This window comes from Rugamonas aquatica, assembly GCF_009380215.1.
Classification (GTDB): domain Bacteria; phylum Pseudomonadota; class Gammaproteobacteria; order Burkholderiales; family Burkholderiaceae_D; genus Rugamonas; species Rugamonas aquatica_B.
The window spans coordinates 54,617-73,323 of sequence record NZ_WHUG01000021.1; the positions used below are offsets into that span (position 1 = coordinate 54,617).

Sequence of the window (18,707 nt, forward strand, 5' to 3'; positions counted from 1 at the left end):
ACGCCCCCCGGGGTTTGGCAAGGGCCCGGCCTAACTTTTATTGACAGTAACAATGTCGGGGTATAAATTTAGTCGCTTTGGCATGATCTCGATAGGAACACTATGAAGCGGGCGACTTGGTTGTTGGCGGGATGGGCGGTGGCGGGCGCGGTGCATGGCGCGGAATTGACGCCGGTGCAAAAGCAGATGCGCGAGATTTACCAGGAACTGGTGGAAACCAACACCACCAATTCCACCGGCTCGTGCACGGTGGCGGCCGGCAAGATGGCCAAGCGCCTCAAGGCCGCCGGCTACAAGGACGCCGACCTGCACCTGATCGTGCCGCCCGGCGGCCCCACCAAGGGCAACCTGGTGGCGCGCATCAAGGGCGACGGCAGCAAGAAGCCGCTGCTGTTGCTGGCCCACATAGACGTGGTCGAAGCCAACCGCGCCGACTGGATCCGCGATCCGTTCAAGCTGATCGAGGAAGACGGCATGTTCTACGCGCGCGGCTCGTCCGACGACAAGGCCATGGCCGCCTCCTTCGTCGCCAATATGATCCGCTACAAAAAGGAAAAGCTGGCGCCCAAGCGCGATGTGGTCATGGCGCTGACCTGTGACGAGGAAATGGTGCCCAGCAAATTCGACGGCGCCGAATACCTGTTCAACCACCACCGCGCGCTGATCGACGCCGAGATCGCGCTGAACGAAGGCGGCAGCGGCCTGCTGGACAAGGAAGGCAAGCCGGTGCGCCACGGCATTCAGGCCGGCGAGAAAATCTATCAGAGCTTCCAGCTGGAAGTGACCAACCCCGGCGGCCACAGCTCCGCGCCGTATCGCGACAACGCCATCTACCACCTGGCCGAGGGCCTGTCGCGCCTGGGGCAGTTCGCCTTCCCGTTCAAGCTGTCACCGGTCACGCGCGCCTACTACGAGCGCATGGCGGCGGTGGAGAAGGGCCAGGTGGCCGCCGACATGAAGGCCATCCTCAGCGATCCGCCCGACGCCGCCGCGCTGGAGCGCCTGTACGCGGTCAGCCCGGTGCACAACTCCACCGTGCGCACCACCTGCGTGGCCACCAAGGTCGACGCCGGCCATGCCGACAACGCGCTGCCGCAGCGCGCGCGGGCCACGGTCAATTGCCGCATCCTGCCGGACGAGCAGGTCGATGACGTGCAGGCGACGCTGCAGCGCGTGGTGGCCGACGACAAGATCAAGATCACCCGCATCGGCGAAGGCCTGAGCGCGCCGATGCCGCCGTTGACGCCGGCGCTGATGAAGGCGGTGGAAGAGATCAGCAACGATATGTGGCCGGGCGTGCCGGTGATCCCGACCATGTCGACCGGCGGCACCGATGGCCGCTTCCTCAACAGCGGCGGCATCTGGACCTACGGCATCAGCGGCATGTTCGCCGGCCCGGAGGGCAGCGGCGCGCATGGCTTGAATGAGCATATCCGCGTCAAGTCGCTGTACGACGGCCAGGAATACCTGTACCGCCTCGGCAAGCGACTGGCCACGGAATAAGCCTTTACTCCGGCACGATGATGCGCCAGCGCCAGGGCTTGAGCACGGCCTGGCCTTCATCGCCGGCCAGCTTGTACTTCTGCAGCGTGGCGGTCGGGTTGACGATCACGCGCACGCTGTTCTTGCCCTGCTGGCGCTTGAAGGCAAACAGCTGCTCGTTGCCGACGTCGAGCAGCTGCACCGCGCCGCCGCTGGCGCCGTTCCACAGCGCCGGGTTTTCCTTCTTCAGCTGATTCAGGCCGGCGTAGAAGCCTTCCAGCTCGTAGCTCTTCCAGTCGATCGGGTCCTTCTCAAAGAACTCCAGCTTCTTCTCCAGCCGCGCCTCCTGGCCGTTGTAGATCAGCGGGATGCCGGGCAGGGTGTAGCTCAGCACCGCCATCGCGCCGTAGGCCGGGCCGTACAAGTCCTTGTCCGTGCCCTGCCAGGAATTGAGGTCGTGGTTGTTGGTGAACTGCAGCCGGTAGGCGTCGCGCGGATAGGCTTTCGGCGGATTGGCCAGATACGCTTTCAGTTCCGCCGCGCCGGCCTGGCCCTTGGCGATTTTTTTCATGATCTCGCTCAGCGGCCAGTCGTAGCTGGCGTCGAAGGCTTTGTCGTGCAGCGCCGGCTCGTTCCACTCGGCCAGCATGAACACCGGCTTGATCTTGTCGAGCTGCGCGCGCGCCTGGTTCCAGAACTCGGTCGGCACCAGGCCGGCCGCGTCGCAGCGGAAGCCGTCGATGCCGGCCTCGCGCACCCAGTACGCCATCGCCTCGGTCATGCCCTTCCACAGTTCCTTGTTGCCGTAATCGAGGCCGATCACGTCGGTCCATTCCTCCATCTCGCCCGCTTCGTTCTTGAAGGTGACGGAATAGATTTCGCCCTTGTCGTTCTTCTTGTACCAGTCCGGATGCTGGGTGGCCCACGGATGGTCCCAGGCCGTGTGGTTGCCCACCCAGTCCAGGATCACGTGCATGCCCAGCGCGTGCGCCTGCTTCACCAGCTTGCGCAGGTCGTCCATGCTGCCGTAGTCCGGATTGACGGCGCTGTAGTCCTGCACCGCGTAGTAGCTGCCCAGCGTGCCCTTGTGGTTCTTCTTGCCGATCGGGTGCACCGGCATCAGCCACACGATGTCCACGCCCATCTGCTTCAGGCGCGGCAGGGTGGCGGCGAAGGCGTTCAGCGTGCCCTCCTTGCTGTACTGGCGCAGGTTCACTTCGTAGATATTCGAACTGCGGGTCCAGGCCGGGTGCTTGACGGCGCCGGTTTCGGCGTGGGCCGCGAGCGGTGCAAACAATGACGCGGACAACGCGGCCAGCGGCAGCAGGGTGGCAAGCTTTTTCATGGGGCTCCTTTATTGTTTCAGCGTGCGTTCGAACAGCTGATAGATGCGGCGGTATTCATCGTACCAGCTCTCCGGGTGGACGAAGCCGTGGCGCTCCAGCGGATACGGCGCCAGTTCCCAGTTGTCTTTCTTCAGTTCGATGAAGCGCTGGGCCATGCGCACCGAGTCCTGGAAGAAGACGTTATCGTCGATCATGCCGTGGGCGATCAGCAGATTGCCTTGCAGCTTGTCGGCGTATTCGATCGGCGACGAGATCTTGTACGCTTCCGGGTCCAGCTCCGGCGTGTTGAGGATGTTGGCGGTGTACTCGTGGTTGTAGGTGGTCCAGTCGGTGACGGGGCGCAGCGCGGCGCCGGACTTGAACTGCTCCGGTGCGCGCAGCAGCGCCATGAAGGTCATGAAGCCGCCGTAGCTGCCGCCGTAGATGCCGACGTTCCTGGCGTCGCCCTGCTGGTTGGCCACCATCCAGTTCAAGCCGTCGACGTAGTCTTCCAGTTCCGGGTGGCCCATCTGGCGGTAGATGGCGGTGCGCCAGTTGCGGCCGTAGCCGAGCGAGGCGCGGTAGTCCATGTCCAGCACGATGTAGCCTTTTTCGACCAGCAGGTTGTGGAACATCTGCTCGCGGAAGTAGACCGGATAGCGCTTGCTGACGTTTTGCAGGTAGCCCGCGCCGTGCACGAACATCACCACCGGATATTTTTTACCCGCTTCCAGCGTGGCCGGGCGATACAGCTTGGCCCATACCGGATCGGCGCCGTGGGTGGAAGGCACGGCGACGATTTGCGGCGTGATCCACTCGCGCGCCTTGAAGCCTGCGCTGCGGGTGTCGGTCAGCTGGGTGGCGGCGCCGCCGCTGCTGGCGACGGTGGCGATCTGGGTCGGCATGTAGGAAGTCGAGTAGCGCACCAGCAGCTTGCGGCCGTCCGGCGACAGCGCGAAGCTTTCCACGCCGCCCAGCGAGGTCAGCTCGCGCAGGGCGCCGTCCCTGGCCGACGTCGAGCACACCTCGTAGGTGCCCGGCAGCTTGGGATTGCACAGGAAGTAGGCGGTGCTGCCGTCGGCGCTCCATTCGATGTCGCTGGCTTCCCACTTGCCCGAGGTCAGGGCGCGCGCCTTGCCGTCGGCCGTCTGCAGGTAGATGTGGGCGTAGCCGCTTTCCTCCGACTGGTACCACAGCGTGCGGTTGTCCGGCTGCCAGCCGAAGTCGTTGCCGCGGTTGTTGACCCAGGCGGCGTCGCTCAGGCGGTGCAGCGGTTTCAGCGTGGCGGCGGCCAGGTCGACGCCGGCGATCCAGCGGTCCTTGTTGTCGATCGCCTGCACCATCACGGCCACCTGCGCGCCGTTGTCGGTCCAGCGTATCGAGTCTTCGCGGCCTTCGAAGCGCACGCCCCGGTTGCCTTTGAGCGCATCGAGCTTGTGCGCGGCGCGCAGTTCGGCCAGCGGATCGACGCCGATGCCGGGCAGGGCGTCGAACGTCAGCTCGCTCACTTTGCGGGTAGCCAGTTCAACCAGTTTCAGTTGCTGCGCCTGCGGGCCGGTGTCGCTGACGCGTTTGCGTTCGTCGTCGCTTTCTTCGTAGCCCGATTCGGTCACGTACTTCGGCATCTTGCCGACGCGCCGCTTGTCGCCGTCCTTGGCGCTGGTGATGACCAGCAGGTAGCGGCCGTCCGGCGACAGCGAGCTGGCGTCGATCACCAGCTTCTCGCCGAGGTAGATGGGCTGCGGCGCGCGGGTGGCGTCCGCGCTGCGTTCGGCGTTGCGGCGGTCGCGGGTGGCGTCCTTTTCTTCCTTCAGCCGCGCCAGCGTGGACAGCAGGCGCAGTTGCAGGTCGCGGCGGCTGTCGGCGTCCGGTGCGGCGTCGGGATCCTTGGCGGTGCGCAGCAGCGCCACCGGCGACACCAGGCGCTCGGCGCGGCTCCAGCTGAACCAGTCGCTGCCGACGCGGAACTGCACGTGGGCGCCGTCGGCCGAATACTGCGGATCGGCGGCCGGCGTGGTGCCGCGCAGGATTTGCGTCAGCGCGCCGGTCTTCAGGTCGCGCTCGAACAGGTCGCCGTTGCGCAGCAGGATGGCGCGCGTGTGCTCGCGGTTGTACAGCGGCGCGGCGGTGTCGAGATTGGCCAGCTGCCTGTCGTCGACCGGCCTGGCCGCAGCGGGCACGCCCGCGGCGACCTGGAAGGTGTCGCGCAGCGGCGAGCCGGCGCGTTTTTGTTTGTAGTAGATCTGGCGGCTGTCCCAGCCCCACCATGCCGCTTCAACCGGATTGCCGATCCAGTCGGGGTTGGCCATCGCCTGGTCCAGCGTGATCGGGGTTGGCGTGGCGCCGGCATGGGCGGCGAAGGAGCCGGCCATGGCGGCGGCTAAAAAAGGCAAGACAAAACGCATCGGTAGTTTCGCTTTGAGGTTGGGTGAACAGGGGCGCCGGATCGCAGCGCGTTTCGGATTCTAGCCCAAGCTCCAGCGAACTGTAATGCTTATATGTTCAGTTGCGTCTTCAGTTGCGGGCCATCTTGTCGGTGCGGCCGTGGCGCGCATCGGGGCCGCCGTGGCGCGGCGACAGCCGCAAGGCCAGCAGCAGGATGGCGCCGGCCGCCAGGTACATGACGATCAGCACCGCCAGCATGGCGGCGTTGCCGCCCCAGGCCTGGGTGCGCGCGCCCAGCGCGGGGCCGAAGGCGCCGCCCAGCATGCCGCAGCTGACCACCAGCGCGATGCCGGCCGCCGCGCGCCGGCGCGACAGCAGATCGGTGACGATGGCCACCAGCAGCGGCGCCGCCGAGGCGATGCCCAGCGACGCCAGCGCCAGCCCGGCCAGCGACCACGCCAGGCCGTCGTTGGCGGCGATCGCCAGCGCCAGGCCGCCGGCCGCCAGCACCATGCAGGCGATGAAGTGGCCGCGCCGTTCGCGCCGGCGGTCGGAATCGTAGCCGATGGCGATCATGCCGATCACGCCCGCCAGATTGGGCAGGGCGGCCAGCAGGCCAGGCTGCATATGGCTTGCTTCGCTCCAGCGCTGCACCAGCGCCGGCGCCCACGAGGCCAGCGCGTAGCTGGCGCCGGTCAGCAGCAGGTTGGCGGCGGCCAGCAGGCACAGCGTGCGGTCGCGCAGCAGCGTGACGATGACGGCGGCGTCCGACGGCGGCTCGGCGTCGTCCGGCGCCGGCTGGCGCGTCGGCGCGGCCGCCTGCAGCAGCGCCTCGTCGCGCCCCAGGTCCTGCTCCACCATCAGCTGTTCGAACGGCGACAGCCAGTGGGCGTCGTCGGGGCGGTTGTCCAGGTACAGCCAGGCGATCGCGCCCAGCAGCACGGCCGGCAAGCCTTGCGTCAGCAGCAGCCATTGCCAGCCCTGCAGGCCGCTGTCGCCGTGCAGATAGCTCAGCGTGGCGTCGCACAGCGGCGCGGCGGCGACGTTGGCCAGCAGCGCGGCCGACGCGAACACGGCGAACACGCGCGCGCGGCGCGGCGCCGGGTACCACCAGGTCAGGTAGAGGATGGCGCCGGGGAAGAAGCCGGCCTCCAGCGCGCCCAGCACGAAGCGCAGCAGGTAGAACATGGCCGGCGTGCGGACGAAGGCGGCGGCGGCCGAGGCCAGGCCCCAGCCCAGCATCAGCCACAACAGCGTCTTGCGGGCGCCGGCTTTTTCCAGCAGCAGGTTGGCGGGCAGTTCGAACAGGCAGTAGCCGATGAAGAACAGGGCGGCGCCCCAGGCGTAGACGGGATCGCCGAAGGACAGGCTGTCCTGCATCTGCCGTTGCGCGTAGCCGAGGTTGATGCGGTCCAGGCAGGCGACCGCGTAGCACAGCATCAGCAGCGGCAGCAAACGCCAGCTGATCTTGCGGTAAATGGCGTCCATGCCGGCGGCGCCGCGGAGGTGCAGGACGGTGGCGGAATGGGTCTGCATGCAGTCGATATTATCCGCACGATATTGCTTAGGCAAGCTTTAGCGGCGTGCGGCGGAACTCAAAACAACAGTGCGCGGCGCCCCCTGGCGGCGCGCTTGCGCCAGATCAGCGCGCAGGCGTGGCGGGGCATGGCCGGCTCAGGCCGCCGCCGCGCCGGAGTCCATGTCGTAGATGCGGGTGCGGCGCGGACGCAGCTCCGGCTGAGTGGCGGCGCCGTTGTCTTCCTGCGCCAGGAACTGGCTGCCGATCTCGAACCATTCTTCGCTGGAGATGACTTTTTGCGCCAGCGGCAGCAGTTCCTGCTCTTCCTTGTCGAGCCGCTTGAGCAGGTTCTGGCAATACAGGTCCACCGTGCGGCACAGGAACTTGCCTTGCGAAGCGCTGCGGCGCATGGCGCGGCGCAGGCATTTGTGCACGGCGTTCAACATGGCGCCGCCGAGACGGCTCAGCGATTCCAGATCGTTCAGCAGCGCGCCGCAGTTGGCGTCCGCCGCCCGCACGGCCGGCATCAGGCAGGCTTCGACCTTGCGCTGGTGGCGCGTTTCGGCAAAGGTGGTCAGCTCCTTGAGCTGGGATTCGATGAACACAGGATCGATTTCCTGCGGGCGGCGCGCGATCGACTGCACATATTGCAGCAGGCGCGCGATGAAATGGCGTTCTTTTTTTTGTTCGATAGAAAGTGTCAACAAGACATAGGTGGCAGTAAGCATAGCGTTTCCCGTATTTCGTCTGACTTCGGCTGCGCGGCGAACGCTGGAGGGTGGACGCGCCCGAGGTGAAGACTGCTACCTTAGCGCCGTGCCGGCCTCATTCAACGTCGATTTACAATTGTTCACAACTGGTCGTGTGGCAATAACAAACTCGCGAAGATTACCGGCGGGGAAAACGAATGTACACACGTCAAGCCGGTCGTGATCGTGCGTACTCTTCCTGACTGAGAGGGAAATTATGCACCTATTTTGCGCATGAAAATACGCGATTTATTGCGTTGATCGAAAATATTTTGTATCAGCCGCGGCGAGGTTTTGCCGCGGCGTATTTGCTGCACTGCGTTGCTGCACTGCGTTGCTGCACTGCGGCAGCGGTCAGGCCGCGCGCGGCTCGCCCAGGTAGGCGCTGCGCGCGATGGTGAAGCCCTGCTTGACCTGGCGCGCGGTGTCGTCGGCCAGCACTTCATCCTGGCCCGCTTCCAGCGCGCTGACGATGGCGCGGGCGATGTCGGCCGGCGCCGATTTCGGCGCGTCGACGCCGCCGGTCATGTCGGTGTCCATATAGCCCATGTGGGCCGCCAGCACCTGCGTGTTCTGCGCGTGCAGGTCGGCGCGCAGGCCGTTGGTCAGCGCCCAGGCGGCGGCCTTGGAGATGCTGTAGGTGCCGCTGTGGGGGATGGTGATCCAGCTCAGCGCCGACAGGATGTTGACGATGGCGCCGCCGCCGTTGCGCTGGAGCGCAGGGGCGAAGGCCAGGCTGAGCGCCATCGGGCCGTAGAAGTTGGTGTCCAGCTCGGCGCGCACCGAGGCCAGCGCTTCGGGCCCGGCCACGTCGCTGCCGCTGAAGATGCCGGCGTTGTTGATCAGGATGGTCAGGTCGGGGATGGCTTGCACGGCGGCGGCGATGTCGGCCGCGTTGGTCACGTCGATCTGGATCGGCGTGACGCCGGCTAGCGTGACGGCGGCGGGATTGCGGGCGCCCGCATACACCTTGCGGGCGCCGGCGGCGACGGCGGCTTGCGCCAGGGCTTTGCCCAGGCCGCGGTTGGCGCCGGTGATCAGGACGACGGCATCTTTGAAGTTCATGGTGATTCCTTTCAGTGGGTGAAGTAGCGGACAGCGTAAGGTAAAACAATATGACCGGTCATCTTAAAAAATGCCGAAAAAAAAGCATCACAGCAAAATCTGGTTCAGCACCATGTCGGCGTAGCGGTCCAGCGGCGCCCGGCTCTGGCTGGCCTTGGCGTGCAGCACCGCGCCCTGCCAGGCGTCGATGATGAAATGGGCCAGTTCCAGCGCCGGCTGCGGCGCGCGCACGCTGCCGTCGCGCTGGGCTTCGGCGATCACCACCGCCAGGCACGCGGCCCAGGTGTCGAAGCAGCGGCGCAGCACGTCGCGCATGCCGGGGATCTGGCTCGACAGCTCGCTGCTGAAGTTGCCCAGCATGCAGCCGCAGTTGTAGTCGGTGGCGGTGTTGGCGCCGATCAGCAGGTCGAAGTATTGCCGCATCCTGGCCTTGGGCGCCAGGCTGGTGTCGTCCAGCACGTCGCAGTAGGTGGCGGCGGCCTCGGCGTAACGTTCCAATACCTCCAGCCCCAGCGTTTCCTTGCTGGCGAAGTGGTTGTAGAACGAGCCTTTCGGCACGCCGGCCGCATCCGTGATGTCCTGGACGCTGGTGGCGTTGAAGCCCTTGCTGTGCAGCAGGTTCAAGCCGGCGGTGACGAGTTGCTGTTTGACGTTAGGTTTAGCCATGCGATCAATATGACCGGTCGTCTTGATAAAGTCAAGATTTTTTTCGCCTGTCAATATAAGATGCCAATACACCAACCATAATTTCTTGATAAGGTTTTTGCTTATGTCCACGAAAAAAATCGGAGTCGCTCTGTTCGCTGGCATTTTTGCCCTGGCGCTGGCCGGCTGCGCCAGCACCGGCGACAGGGATGCCGCAGTGCCGCAGCAGGCCGCGGCCGCGCAACCCTGCAAGGGGACGGAGCCGACCACCGGCAGTTCGATCCGCCGCCGCGATTGCGGCAACTCGCCGGTGCAAACCGTCAACGCCGACAATCTGCGCGAGTACAAACGCGAAGCCGGCACCAGGTAAGCGCGGCCACGGGGATCCCGGCGCGCGGCTGACGATTGCTGCACAGGCAAGTATCGGCAAGTAACAGCCGGAGACAGTTTTGCTTGCTGCACTGCGATCTTGGTATCATGCCGGCAGCCGGCTACCCGCCGGTATTTTCTTATAACGTCGGAGATCACCGAATGAGACTACCACTGCTGCTGTTGGGAACCGCTGTCGCGGCTTCCAGCGCCATCGCCGCGCCGCGCGGCTTCACCGTTGAAGACATGGTCAGGATGGAGCGCGTCGGCAGCCCAGTGCTGTCGCCGGACGCTAGCCGCGTCGTCTACACGGTGCGTTCCACCAATATCGACAAGAACCGCGGCAACACCCAGCTGTGGATGCTGGACCTGCGCGCGCCCAAGGCCGCGCCGGTGCGCCTGACCCAGGCCGACGCCAGCAGCAGCGATCCCGAATGGTCGCCTGCTGGCGACGCCGTGTACTTCCTGTCGGCCCGCTCCGGCTCGCAACAGGTCTGGCGCCTGCCGCTGGCCGGCGGCGAAGCGGCGCGCGTGACCGACCTCGCGCTGGACGTGGAAAACTTCCGCCTGTCGCCGCAGGGCGACCGCCTGGCGCTGAGCCTGGCCGTGTTCCGCGACTGCGCCGACATCGCCTGCAGCAAGGCCCGCCTCGATGCGCAGGGCAAGAACAAGGCCAGCGGCAAGGTCTACGACAAGCTGTTCGTGCGCCACTGGGATACCTGGGCCGACGGCCGCACCAATGTGCTGTACGCCGCGCCTATCGACGCCAGCGGCAAGGTCAGCGCGCAGCCGGTCAGCCTGTCCGGCATGCTCGACGGCGACGTGCCGTCCAAGCCTTTCGGCGACCACGACGAATACCACTTCAGCCCTGACGGCAAGACCGTGGTGTTCTCGGCCCGCATCGCCGGCCGCACCGAAGCCTGGTCGACCAACTTCGACGTCTACACCGTGCCGGCCGACGGCGGCCAGCCGAAGAACCTGACGGCCGACAACGCCGCCTGGGACACCAAGGCGATCTACTCGCCGGACGGCAAGACCCTGGCCTACCTGGCGATGGACAAGCCGACCTTCGAGGCCGACCGCTTCCACCTGGTGTTGATCGATGTCGCCACCGGCAAGAAGCGCACCGTCGCCGACAGCTGGGACCGCTCGATCGCCGACTACCGCTGGACCCCGGACAGCAAGACCCTGCTGGCCACCGCCGACGACATCGGCCAGCACCGCCTGTTCGCCATCGACGCCGCCAGCGGCAAGGTGGCGCCGTTGACCGGCAACGGCTACGTCAGCGGCTTCGACGTCGCGCGCGACACCGTCGTCATGGCGCAAGCCAACCTGGCGTCCGGCGCGCAGCTGTTCAAGTTCAAGCTCGGTGGCACCGCCGACAAGGCCGCGCAACTGACCACGCTGAACGCGCAGGCGCTGGCCGACGTCAAGTTCGGCGAGTACGAGCAGTTCTCCTTCACCGGCGCCAACGGCGAGACCGTCTACGGCCACGTGATGAAGCCATGGAACGCGCAGCCGGGCGTCAAATACCCGATCGCCTTCCTGGTGCACGGCGGCCCGCAGGGCAGCTTCGGCAACTCGTGGAGCTACCGCTGGAATCCGCAGGTGTACGCCGGCGCCGGCTACGCCACCGTGTTCATCGACTTCCACGGCTCGACCGGCTACGGCCAGAAGTTCACCGATGCGATCAGCGGCGACTGGGGCGGCAAGCCTCTGGAAGACTTGCAAAAAGGCCTGGCCGCAGCGGTGCAGAAATTCCCGTGGCTGGACCGCGAACGCAGCTGCGCGCTGGGCGCGTCCTATGGCGGCTTCATGATGAACTGGATCGAAGGTAACTGGTCCGACGGCTTCAAGTGCATCGTCAACCACGACGGCGTGTTCGACACGCGCGGCATGGCTTACGCCACCGAGGAAATCTGGTTCACCGAATGGGAAAACGGCGGCGCCTACTACGACGTGCCGGAACTGCACGAGAAGTTCAACCCGGCGCTGAAAGTGAAGAACTGGAAGACGCCGATGCTGGTGGTGCAGGGCGACCTGGACTTCCGCATCCCGACCTCGCAGGGCCTGGGCACCTTCACCGCGCTGCAACGGCGCGGCATCCCGAGCAAGCTGCTGATGTTCCCGGACGAAAATCACTGGGTACTGAAGCCGGCCAACTCGGTGCTGTGGCACCACACGGTGATCGACTGGCTCGACACCTACCTGAAAAAATAAGCAAGCGACCAGTTTAACGACGCAACGCCCGCAGCCTCTGCGGGCGTTGCCACATTCCAGGAACACCCATGAAAAAATCCATCATCGTCGCCGCCATCGCGCTGGCCCATGGCGTCGCGCAGGCCGCCGCTCCCGCCACCGCGCCGCGTGCTGAAAACGCCTTCCTGTCGCAAGCCGACGCCGCCGCCCGCTCGGCGCGCGTGGCCAATGTCGACTACACGCTGGACTTCACGCTGACCGGCAAGGAAACCTTCTCCGGCACCACCACGCTGAGCTTCGACCTCAGCGACGCCGGCGCGCCGCTGACCATCGACCTCGACAAGGCCACCATCGCCAGCCTGACTGTCAACGGCAAGGCCGTGACGCCGCAATACAACCAGTGGTTCATCACCATCGCCGCCGCCGACCTGAAGGCCGGCCGCAACAGCGTCACCATCAGCTACCAGCGCCTGCACAGCACCAACGGCGAAGGCTTGCACCGCATGGTCGATCCGGTCGACAACCGCGTCTACACCTACTCGCACTTCGAGCCGGCCGCCGCGCACCAGATGTTCCCGGTGTTCGACCAGCCCGACCTGAAGGGCACGTATGAAATCACCGTCACCGCACCGGCCGACTGGGTGGTGTCGTCGACCAGGCGCGAGACCGGCATCCAGGACATCGGCAACACCAAGCGCTGGACCTTCCCACGCACCAAGAAGCTGAGCTCGTACAACTTCGCCATGCACGCCGGCCCGTACAAGGTGTGGGAAGACCACGGCGGCCCATATCCGATGCGTTTGTTCGCGCGCCAGTCGGTGGCGTCGCAGGTGTCGCCGCAGGACTGGTTCAGCTACACCCGCCGCGGCCTGAAGTTTTTTGACCAGTACTTCGGCGTGCCTTACCAGTTCGAGAAATACGACCAGCTGCTGGTGCCGGACTTCCTGTACGGCGCGATGGAAAACGCGGCCGCCATCACCTTCGCCGAGCGCGGCTTCCTGTACAAGGACGAGATGACCTCGGCGCAGAAGCAAAGCCTGGCCGGCGTCATCATGCATGAGATGGCGCACCAGTGGTTCGGCGATCTGGTGACGATGAAATGGTGGAACGGCTTGTGGCTGAACGAAAGCTTCGCGTCCTTCATGGGCACGCTGGCGACCGCCGAGTCGACCGAGTTCGGCAACGCATGGCAGGGCTTCTACTCGGGCGCCAAGCAGAGCGCCTATGTGCAGGACCAGCGCGTGACCACGCACGCGATCGAGACGCCGGTGCCGTCCACCGCCAACGCCTTCGACAACATCGACGCCATCACCTATTCCAAGGGCGCGTCGACCTTGAAGCAGCTGCGTCACCTGCTGGGCGAGGAAGTGTTCCGCCAGGGTGTGCACAACTACCTGGTCAAGTACTCCTACCAGAACGCCAGGCTGGACGACTTCATCGGCAGCCTGGGCGAGGCCGCGCACCGCGACCTGAGCGGCTGGACCAGGCAGTGGTTGTACGAGCCGGGCGTCAACACCATCGCGGCCGAATACAGCTGCGCCGGCGGCAAGATCAGCGCCTTCACTTTGCGCCAGAGCGCGCCAAGCAAGGCGATGCCGACGCTGCGCGAACAGCGCGTGCAGATCGGCCTGTTCAACCTGGGCGCCGATGGCCTGGCGCTGAGCAAGAACCTGGCCGTCACTTACAAGGGCGCGAATACCGCCGTGCCTGAACTGAAGGGCGCGGCTTGCCCGGACCTGGTCTATCCTAACTATCAGGATTGGGGCTATGCGCAGGTGCAGCTGGATAAGAAATCCTTCGCGACCGCGCAAGCGAGCCTGGGCAAGGTGGAAGATCCGCTGCTGCGCTCGATGCTGTGGCAAAGCCTGTGGGACGGCGTGCGTTCCGCCAAGCTGCCGCTCAACGAGTTCCTGAAGACCGTGCTGGTCAACGCGCCGGGCGAGAAGGATTACACCTTGCTGGGCGATGTCACCGGCAAGGTGCGCTCCGCCAAGGCTTACCTCGATGAGATGGGACCATCGGCCGCCGCTTACAAAGCCAAGGTCGTGCCGCAGCTGGAGCAGATGGCGTTTGCCGCCACCAACGCCGCCAGCGGCGACAAGAATTTCCAGCGCCGCTGGTTCTCGACCTATCTGGACCTGACCAGCAGCCCGGCCGCGCTGGCGCAATTGGCCGACATCCTCGGCGGCAAGCTGGTGGTGCCTGGCCTGAATGTCAGTCAGGATGTGCGCTGGGATATCATCAACCGCCTGAACCGCTTTGCCTATCCGGGCGCGGCGGCCTTGCTGGCGGCCGAGCAGGAACGCGACAAGTCCGACAGCGGCCAGGCCGCCGCGCTGGGCGCCACCGTGATCCAGCCGGATGCCAAGGTCAAGGCCGAGTGGCTGGCCAATATCGCCGATCTGCAAACCAAGCTGCCGTTCTCGAAGATTCGCCGGGCGATGGAGAGCATGTATCCGGCCGAGCAGGGTGCGTTGAATGAGCTGAGCGCAAGCCAGCGTCTGGCCCAGCTGGGGCAGATCGACAAGGCGGCCGGTCCGGTCTTCATGCGTTCGTATGCCAACATGATGATACCCGCCGGTTGCACGCCGGCCAGCGTTCAGCGTTTGCAGAGCGCTGTCGGCAAGCTGAAGGATCTGTCGGCCGGCACGCGGCGCGCGCTGCTGGTGACGCATCAGGAAGACGAGCGTTGCGTGGCCATCAAGAAGGCGATGACCGTCAACTAAAAACCGTCAGCAGGAAGCGAACCCGCGCGCCGCAAGGCCCGCGGGTTTTTTTGTGTTGTGCCGCACCTGCGGCGGCGGGAGGGTGGGTGGGGGCGCGTTTAAAACGCTGGTGCTCTAAAAGCTCTAAATCGTTATAGATCGCTCTAATTCGCTAGATTTCGCTCTATTTTTTCTAATTTCGATTCTAAAAACTCTAAAAATGACAGCGACGGACTCTAATTTCTCTATTTTTTCTGCACCGTGCTTCATTTTTAGAGCGATCTCTAACAATTTAGAGCGATCTCTAATGATTTAGAGCTTTTAGAGCTTTTAGAGTCCCTCCGAAAATACACCACCACCATGCTCTCTGTGCCCCCCGCTCTGCGCTAGCGTTCGCTCAAGCGTGCCTTGCGCGCCAAGCCGTCCGGGCCGAACAGGATGACGAAGTCGGCGTAGCGCGGCGCGCCATCGACGGCGGAACTGTGCGACGGATAGCGGTAGCGCCAGGCCTGGTAGCCGCTGTCGAAACGGATCACGGTGGCTGGCCCCAGTGCGGCCTGCATCTGCTGCATGCTGCGGTGGTCGTCTGCCACGGCGGTGTCGGCCGCGTCGGGCGGATCGTCCTGGTAATGCAGTTCCAGCAGCGTATCGTCGGACCAGCTGCGGTCCCACAGCGGCGCGTAAAAGCTGCGGTCCAGCAGCACCTGGCAATCGCAGAAGGGCAGCGTGGCTGGGGTCTGCGTGCCGCCCGCATACAGCATGTCGAACGGCAGCGCCTCGCTGCGCGCGCCATCGTGCAGCGTGATGGCAAACAAGGGACGCTCGCTGAAGAACAGGTAGTTGCCTTGCGGTGAGCCGCAGACGCGGTCGGCGTCGGTGAACAGTTCGCCCAGCCAGGCGAACAACTGGGCGTTGTTGGACAGCAGCCCGGCCTGCACGCCGACCTTGCACTCAAGCCGCAGATCGCCGAGCCGGCGCATGTTGGTCGGCACGCCGGGACTGCGAACGTGGGCACGCCAGGTGAGCGTGCTGGTCTTGCTGCTGGCGATTAGCGCCGCATCTTCCTTCAGCGCCTGGGCGTTGCGTTCCAGCGTGAAGGTATGGTCGGGCGCCACCAACACCGGCAGCGACAGCGTGTCGCCGGCCACGCGCAGCGTGATGCCGTCAAGCTGCGTGGACGGCAGGCGCGGCAACAGTTCGAAGCGCAGCGCGGCCTGCGGGGCCAGCGCATGTTCGCGCTCGAAGCGATCCATGCCCGCGATCATCTTGCGATAGGATTTGTCGACCGGGTCGCGCGTGGACGCGACGGTCACGCGCGGCGGCGTGGCGTCCTGGGCGCGGACATCGCTTGCTGCGGCCGGCGGCACCGCAAGCACCGCCAGCGTTGCAGCCAGCAGCCGGAGAATGAATGCATGGCGCATCGCCGATCCCTCCACCTAAAACCCGATGGTAGAGTTTTGCGCGGCGCGGCGGCGCACCGCTGCCGGTTATCGGCCGGTTACCGGCGCTGCTTCCATGCGTGCCTCGTTGACGCGCTCTGTCGCGGGAGGCGGGTTGACCGGCTGGTGTTCGATCCAGCGCAGCAGCTCGCGGCCGAACACGCGGGTGCGGGCGGTGTCGAGCTGGCGTTTCTTGTAGGCGTCGTGGCTGGCCGGACCGGTCAGGCTGCGCTGGTAGCTGGCCTCGTCCATCAGCTGGATTTCGTACTCGAAGAAAAAGCCCACGTCGTAATCCTGCTCCGGCCCCGCATCGAGCTGCTGCACGTGAATCATCTTGCGCACCGTGACTTGAATGCTGTTGAAGCCGCTGCCGCTGTGCGGATTGTCGCAGCGGGTTTGCGGCTGCGCCAGCTCGGCCAGTTCGGCGTCCATGGTTTGCAGCAGCTCGGCCGGGTAGTCGTCGCTGTGCTCCAGCCGGGCGCGGTACTTGTTGAAGATCTGCTTGGCCGCCTCCAGGTCCAGCAAGGTGTTGCGGGTGCGTTCGGCGTCGACATTGGTCACCGACAGCAGGTGGGCGCGCTGCAGCGTGCGCAGCGCCAGCAGGCATTCGAAGCGGGTGGCGAACACCAGCCGCACGCCCAGGTGGTCGAAGATGTCGGCCGCCAGGTAGGCGGCTTTTTGCAGCAGCTTGAGCAGGATGCTGTTGCGGCCCTTGTTGTCCTTGCGGTCGTAGTGCAGCATCGGCAGGCAGACTTCGCCGTCGGTCAGGTAGTGGCGGTCGCCGTCGTGGCGTATCACCTCGTCCAGCGTGCCGAACACTTGCGCGCGGATGGCGTGGAAGTGGCGCAGCTTGAGGTTGTTGTCGATGTAAAAAATCCCGTGCATCACCTTCAGCACCGCGCACGACCACATGCGCCGCACGTCGACGTGCTGGCCGCGCAGCGAGGCGTACACCAGCAGCAGCAGGGGATCGTCGGGATGGGTGACGTCGCGCGGGATCAGCGCCGCCTGTGCCGGCGTCAGGAAGCTGTGGACGATGAAATCGACCGCCTCGCGGTGGGCGCGCCGTATCAGCGCCGGCGCGGCCGGCTGGTCGAGGTCGAAACCGTACTCGCGCACGAACTGGCGGGCGTCGTGCAGGTTGCGCAACGCCAGCGCGCCCAAGTCGATTGCCGACACGCCATTGGCAATCGCGTTGAGATAACTCCAGTTGAGCGAGAACTTGCCCCCGCTCTTGAGCGAGGCTTTGAGTTCGGACATGGCATCAGGCCGAGGCTGCGATGATTCAGTATCGCAGCCAGTTGCGGCAGCGTCAATGCTGCACCGCCGCAGCTGCGGCGCTCTGCTTTCAGTCCAGCTACGCGAACTCAAGTTTGTCATTACAATAAGATGATCTTATTTGAATCGAAGGAGTCCGCATGTCCTTTCTGATCGTCCTGGCTGCGCTGGTGTTCCTGATGCTGGCCGCGTATCGCGGCTACAGCGTAATCCTGTTCGCGCCGGTGGCGGCGCTGGGGGCGGTGCTGCTGACCGACCCGGGCGCGGTGGCGCCGGTGTTCAGCGGCATCTTCATGGAGAAGATGGTCGGCTTCGTCAAGCTGTACTTCCCGGTGTTCCTGCTCGGCGCCGTGTTCGGCAAGCTGATCGAGTTGTCCGGCTTTTCCGAAGCCATCGTGGTGGCGGCGATCAAGTACATCGGCCGCTCGCGCGCCAACGCCGTCATCGTCGCCGTGTGCGCCTTGCTGACCTACGGCGGCGTGTCGCTGTTCGTGGTGGTGTTCGCGGTCTACCCGTTCGCCGCTGAACTCTACCGCCAGAGCAATATCCCCAAGCGCCTGATGCCGGGCGCGATCGCGCTGGGGGCGTTCTCGTTCACCATGGATTCGCTGCCCGGCACGCCGCAAATCCAGAACATCATTCCCACCACCTTCTTCAAGACCACCGGCTGGGCCGCGCCGTGGCTGGGCGTGATCGGCTCGCTGTTCATCATCGTGGTCGGCCTCAGCTTCCTCGAATGGCGGCGCCGCTCGGCGATGGCCGCCGGCGAAGGCTACGGCGCCACCAGCGCCAAGGACGCCGCCCACGCCGCCAGCACCGGCCTGCCGCATCCGCTGCTGTCGGTGGCGCCGCTGATGCTGGTGGGCGTGGCCAACTTCGTGCTGACCAAGCAGATCCCCGGCTGGTACGGCGAGACCTACGCGCTGACCACGGAAGCCTTGCCCGGCCTGCACGCGGCGGTGACGGTGCCGGTCAAGACCGTCATCGGCATCTGGGCGGTGGAGGGCGCGCTGTTGCTGGGCATACTGCTGGTGGTGGCGACCGCCTTCGGCCGCATCCGCACCAGCTTCGCCGACGGCACCAAGGCGGCGGTCGGCGGCGCGCTGCTGGCGGCGATGAACACCGCGTCGGAATATGGCTTCGGCGGCGTGATCGCTTCGCTGCCGGGCTTCCTGGTGGTCAGCGACGCCTTGCGCAGCGTGCCCAATCCGTTGGTCAACGCGGCGGTGTCGGTCAGCTCGCTGGCCGGCATCACCGGCTCGGCCTCGGGCGGCATGAGCATCGCGCTGGCGGCGATGGCCGACACCTTCATCAAGGGCGCGCAGGCGGCCAATATTCCGCTGGAGGTGCTGCACCGCGTGGTGGCGATGGCCAGCGGCGGCATGGACACGCTGCCGCACAACGGCGCCGTCATCACGCTGCTGGCCGTCACCGGCCTGACGCACCGCGAGTCGTACAAGGAGATTTTCGCCATCACGCTGATCAAGACGACGGCGGTGTTCTTCGTCATCGCGGTCTACTACCTGACCGGGCTGGTCTGATGGCGC

General features: G+C 65.4%; 13 protein-coding genes. 5 read left to right on the forward strand and 8 right to left on the reverse strand.

Annotated elements, in window-relative coordinates; translation table 11 throughout:
• Positions 1-102: 102 nt before the first annotated feature.
• Positions 103-1,503 carry a M20/M25/M40 family metallo-hydrolase gene (locus GEV02_RS30565; RefSeq protein ID WP_152841578.1) on the forward strand — a complete coding sequence of 467 codons (1,401 nt, stop codon included), beginning with the start codon at positions 103-105 and terminating at the stop codon, positions 1,501-1,503.
• A gap of 4 nt (positions 1,504-1,507) precedes the next feature.
• On the opposite strand, the gene GEV02_RS30570 is transcribed toward GEV02_RS30565, so the two are convergent.
• From GEV02_RS30570 to GEV02_RS30595, 6 genes are all read right to left on the reverse strand, one after another.
• Positions 1,508-2,827 carry an alpha-amylase family glycosyl hydrolase gene (locus GEV02_RS30570; RefSeq protein WP_152841579.1) on the reverse strand — a complete coding sequence of 440 codons (1,320 nt, stop codon included), beginning with the start codon at positions 2,825-2,827 and terminating at the stop codon, positions 1,508-1,510.
• A gap of 9 nt (positions 2,828-2,836) precedes the next feature.
• Positions 2,837-5,179: a S9 family peptidase gene (locus GEV02_RS30575; protein ID WP_152841600.1), complete on the reverse strand. Its 2,343-nt coding sequence runs from the start codon at positions 5,177-5,179 to the stop codon at positions 2,837-2,839.
• Between the two features lie 142 nt (positions 5,180-5,321).
• Positions 5,322-6,728 (reverse strand): MFS transporter, encoded by a 1,407-nt coding sequence (locus GEV02_RS30580; RefSeq protein ID WP_152841580.1) that lies wholly within the window; start codon positions 6,726-6,728, stop codon positions 5,322-5,324.
• A gap of 138 nt (positions 6,729-6,866) precedes the next feature.
• Positions 6,867-7,439, reverse strand: a complete 573-nt coding sequence (locus GEV02_RS30585) for a hypothetical protein (protein ID WP_152841581.1) — start codon at positions 7,437-7,439, stop codon at positions 6,867-6,869.
• Between the two features lie 375 nt (positions 7,440-7,814).
• Positions 7,815-8,525: an SDR family oxidoreductase gene (locus GEV02_RS30590; protein WP_152841582.1), complete on the reverse strand. Its 711-nt coding sequence runs from the start codon at positions 8,523-8,525 to the stop codon at positions 7,815-7,817.
• A gap of 87 nt (positions 8,526-8,612) precedes the next feature.
• A complete protein-coding gene (locus tag GEV02_RS30595; protein ID WP_152841583.1) occupies positions 8,613-9,191 on the reverse strand; it encodes a TetR/AcrR family transcriptional regulator in 579 nt (192 codons plus the stop codon).
• A 103-nt stretch (positions 9,192-9,294) separates the two neighbouring features.
• On the opposite strand from GEV02_RS30595, the gene GEV02_RS30600 reads away from it, so the two are divergent.
• The 3 genes from GEV02_RS30600 (at position 9,295) to pepN (ending at position 14,464) form a co-directional block, all read left to right on the forward strand.
• Complete coding sequence (locus GEV02_RS30600) at positions 9,295-9,540, forward strand: hypothetical protein (RefSeq protein ID WP_152841584.1); 246 nt, start codon at positions 9,295-9,297, stop codon at positions 9,538-9,540.
• A 161-nt stretch (positions 9,541-9,701) separates the two neighbouring features.
• Complete coding sequence (locus tag GEV02_RS30605; protein ID WP_152841585.1) at positions 9,702-11,759, forward strand: S9 family peptidase; 2,058 nt, start codon at positions 9,702-9,704, stop codon at positions 11,757-11,759.
• 68 nt (positions 11,760-11,827) lie between these two features.
• Complete coding sequence (pepN, locus tag GEV02_RS30610) at positions 11,828-14,464, forward strand: aminopeptidase N (protein WP_152841586.1); 2,637 nt, start codon at positions 11,828-11,830, stop codon at positions 14,462-14,464.
• A 365-nt stretch (positions 14,465-14,829) separates the two neighbouring features.
• Here the strand turns inward: pepN and GEV02_RS30615 are convergent, their stop codons facing one another.
• The gene (locus tag GEV02_RS30615) at positions 14,830-15,864 is read right to left on the reverse strand and encodes a hypothetical protein (RefSeq protein WP_152841587.1); all 1,035 of its coding nucleotides are present in this window, start codon (positions 15,862-15,864) and stop codon (positions 14,830-14,832) included.
• A 66-nt stretch (positions 15,865-15,930) separates the two neighbouring features.
• Positions 15,931-17,142, reverse strand: a complete 1,212-nt coding sequence (locus GEV02_RS30620) for a TIGR04552 family protein (RefSeq protein WP_152841588.1) — start codon at positions 17,140-17,142, stop codon at positions 15,931-15,933.
• A 158-nt stretch (positions 17,143-17,300) separates the two neighbouring features.
• On the opposite strand from GEV02_RS30620, the gene GEV02_RS30625 reads away from it, so the two are divergent.
• The gene (locus GEV02_RS30625; protein WP_152841589.1) at positions 17,301-18,701 is read left to right on the forward strand and encodes a GntP family permease; all 1,401 of its coding nucleotides are present in this window, start codon (positions 17,301-17,303) and stop codon (positions 18,699-18,701) included.
• Positions 18,702-18,707: the final 6 nt, after the last annotated feature.

Coding starts and splice junctions, on each gene's coding strand:
- GEV02_RS30565 (WP_152841578.1), top strand. CDS start 103: ATGAAGCGGGCGACTTGGTTGTTGGCGGGATGGGCGGTGGCGGGCGCG.
- GEV02_RS30570 (WP_152841579.1), bottom strand. CDS start 2,827: ATGAAAAAGCTTGCCACCCTGCTGCCGCTGGCCGCGTTGTCCGCGTCA.
- GEV02_RS30575 (WP_152841600.1), bottom strand. CDS start 5,179: ATGGCCGGCTCCTTCGCCGCCCATGCCGGCGCCACGCCAACCCCGATC.
- GEV02_RS30580 (WP_152841580.1), bottom strand. CDS start 6,728: ATGCAGACCCATTCCGCCACCGTCCTGCACCTCCGCGGCGCCGCCGGC.
- GEV02_RS30585 (WP_152841581.1), bottom strand. CDS start 7,439: ATGCTTACTGCCACCTATGTCTTGTTGACACTTTCTATCGAACAAAAA.
- GEV02_RS30590 (WP_152841582.1), bottom strand. CDS start 8,525: ATGAACTTCAAAGATGCCGTCGTCCTGATCACCGGCGCCAACCGCGGC.
- GEV02_RS30595 (WP_152841583.1), bottom strand. CDS start 9,191: ATGGCTAAACCTAACGTCAAACAGCAACTCGTCACCGCCGGCTTGAAC.
- GEV02_RS30600 (WP_152841584.1), top strand. CDS start 9,295: ATGTCCACGAAAAAAATCGGAGTCGCTCTGTTCGCTGGCATTTTTGCC.
- GEV02_RS30605 (WP_152841585.1), top strand. CDS start 9,702: ATGAGACTACCACTGCTGCTGTTGGGAACCGCTGTCGCGGCTTCCAGC.
- pepN (WP_152841586.1), top strand. CDS start 11,828: ATGAAAAAATCCATCATCGTCGCCGCCATCGCGCTGGCCCATGGCGTC.
- GEV02_RS30615 (WP_152841587.1), bottom strand. CDS start 15,864: ATGCGCCATGCATTCATTCTCCGGCTGCTGGCTGCAACGCTGGCGGTG.
- GEV02_RS30620 (WP_152841588.1), bottom strand. CDS start 17,142: ATGTCCGAACTCAAAGCCTCGCTCAAGAGCGGGGGCAAGTTCTCGCTC.
- GEV02_RS30625 (WP_152841589.1), top strand. CDS start 17,301: ATGTCCTTTCTGATCGTCCTGGCTGCGCTGGTGTTCCTGATGCTGGCC.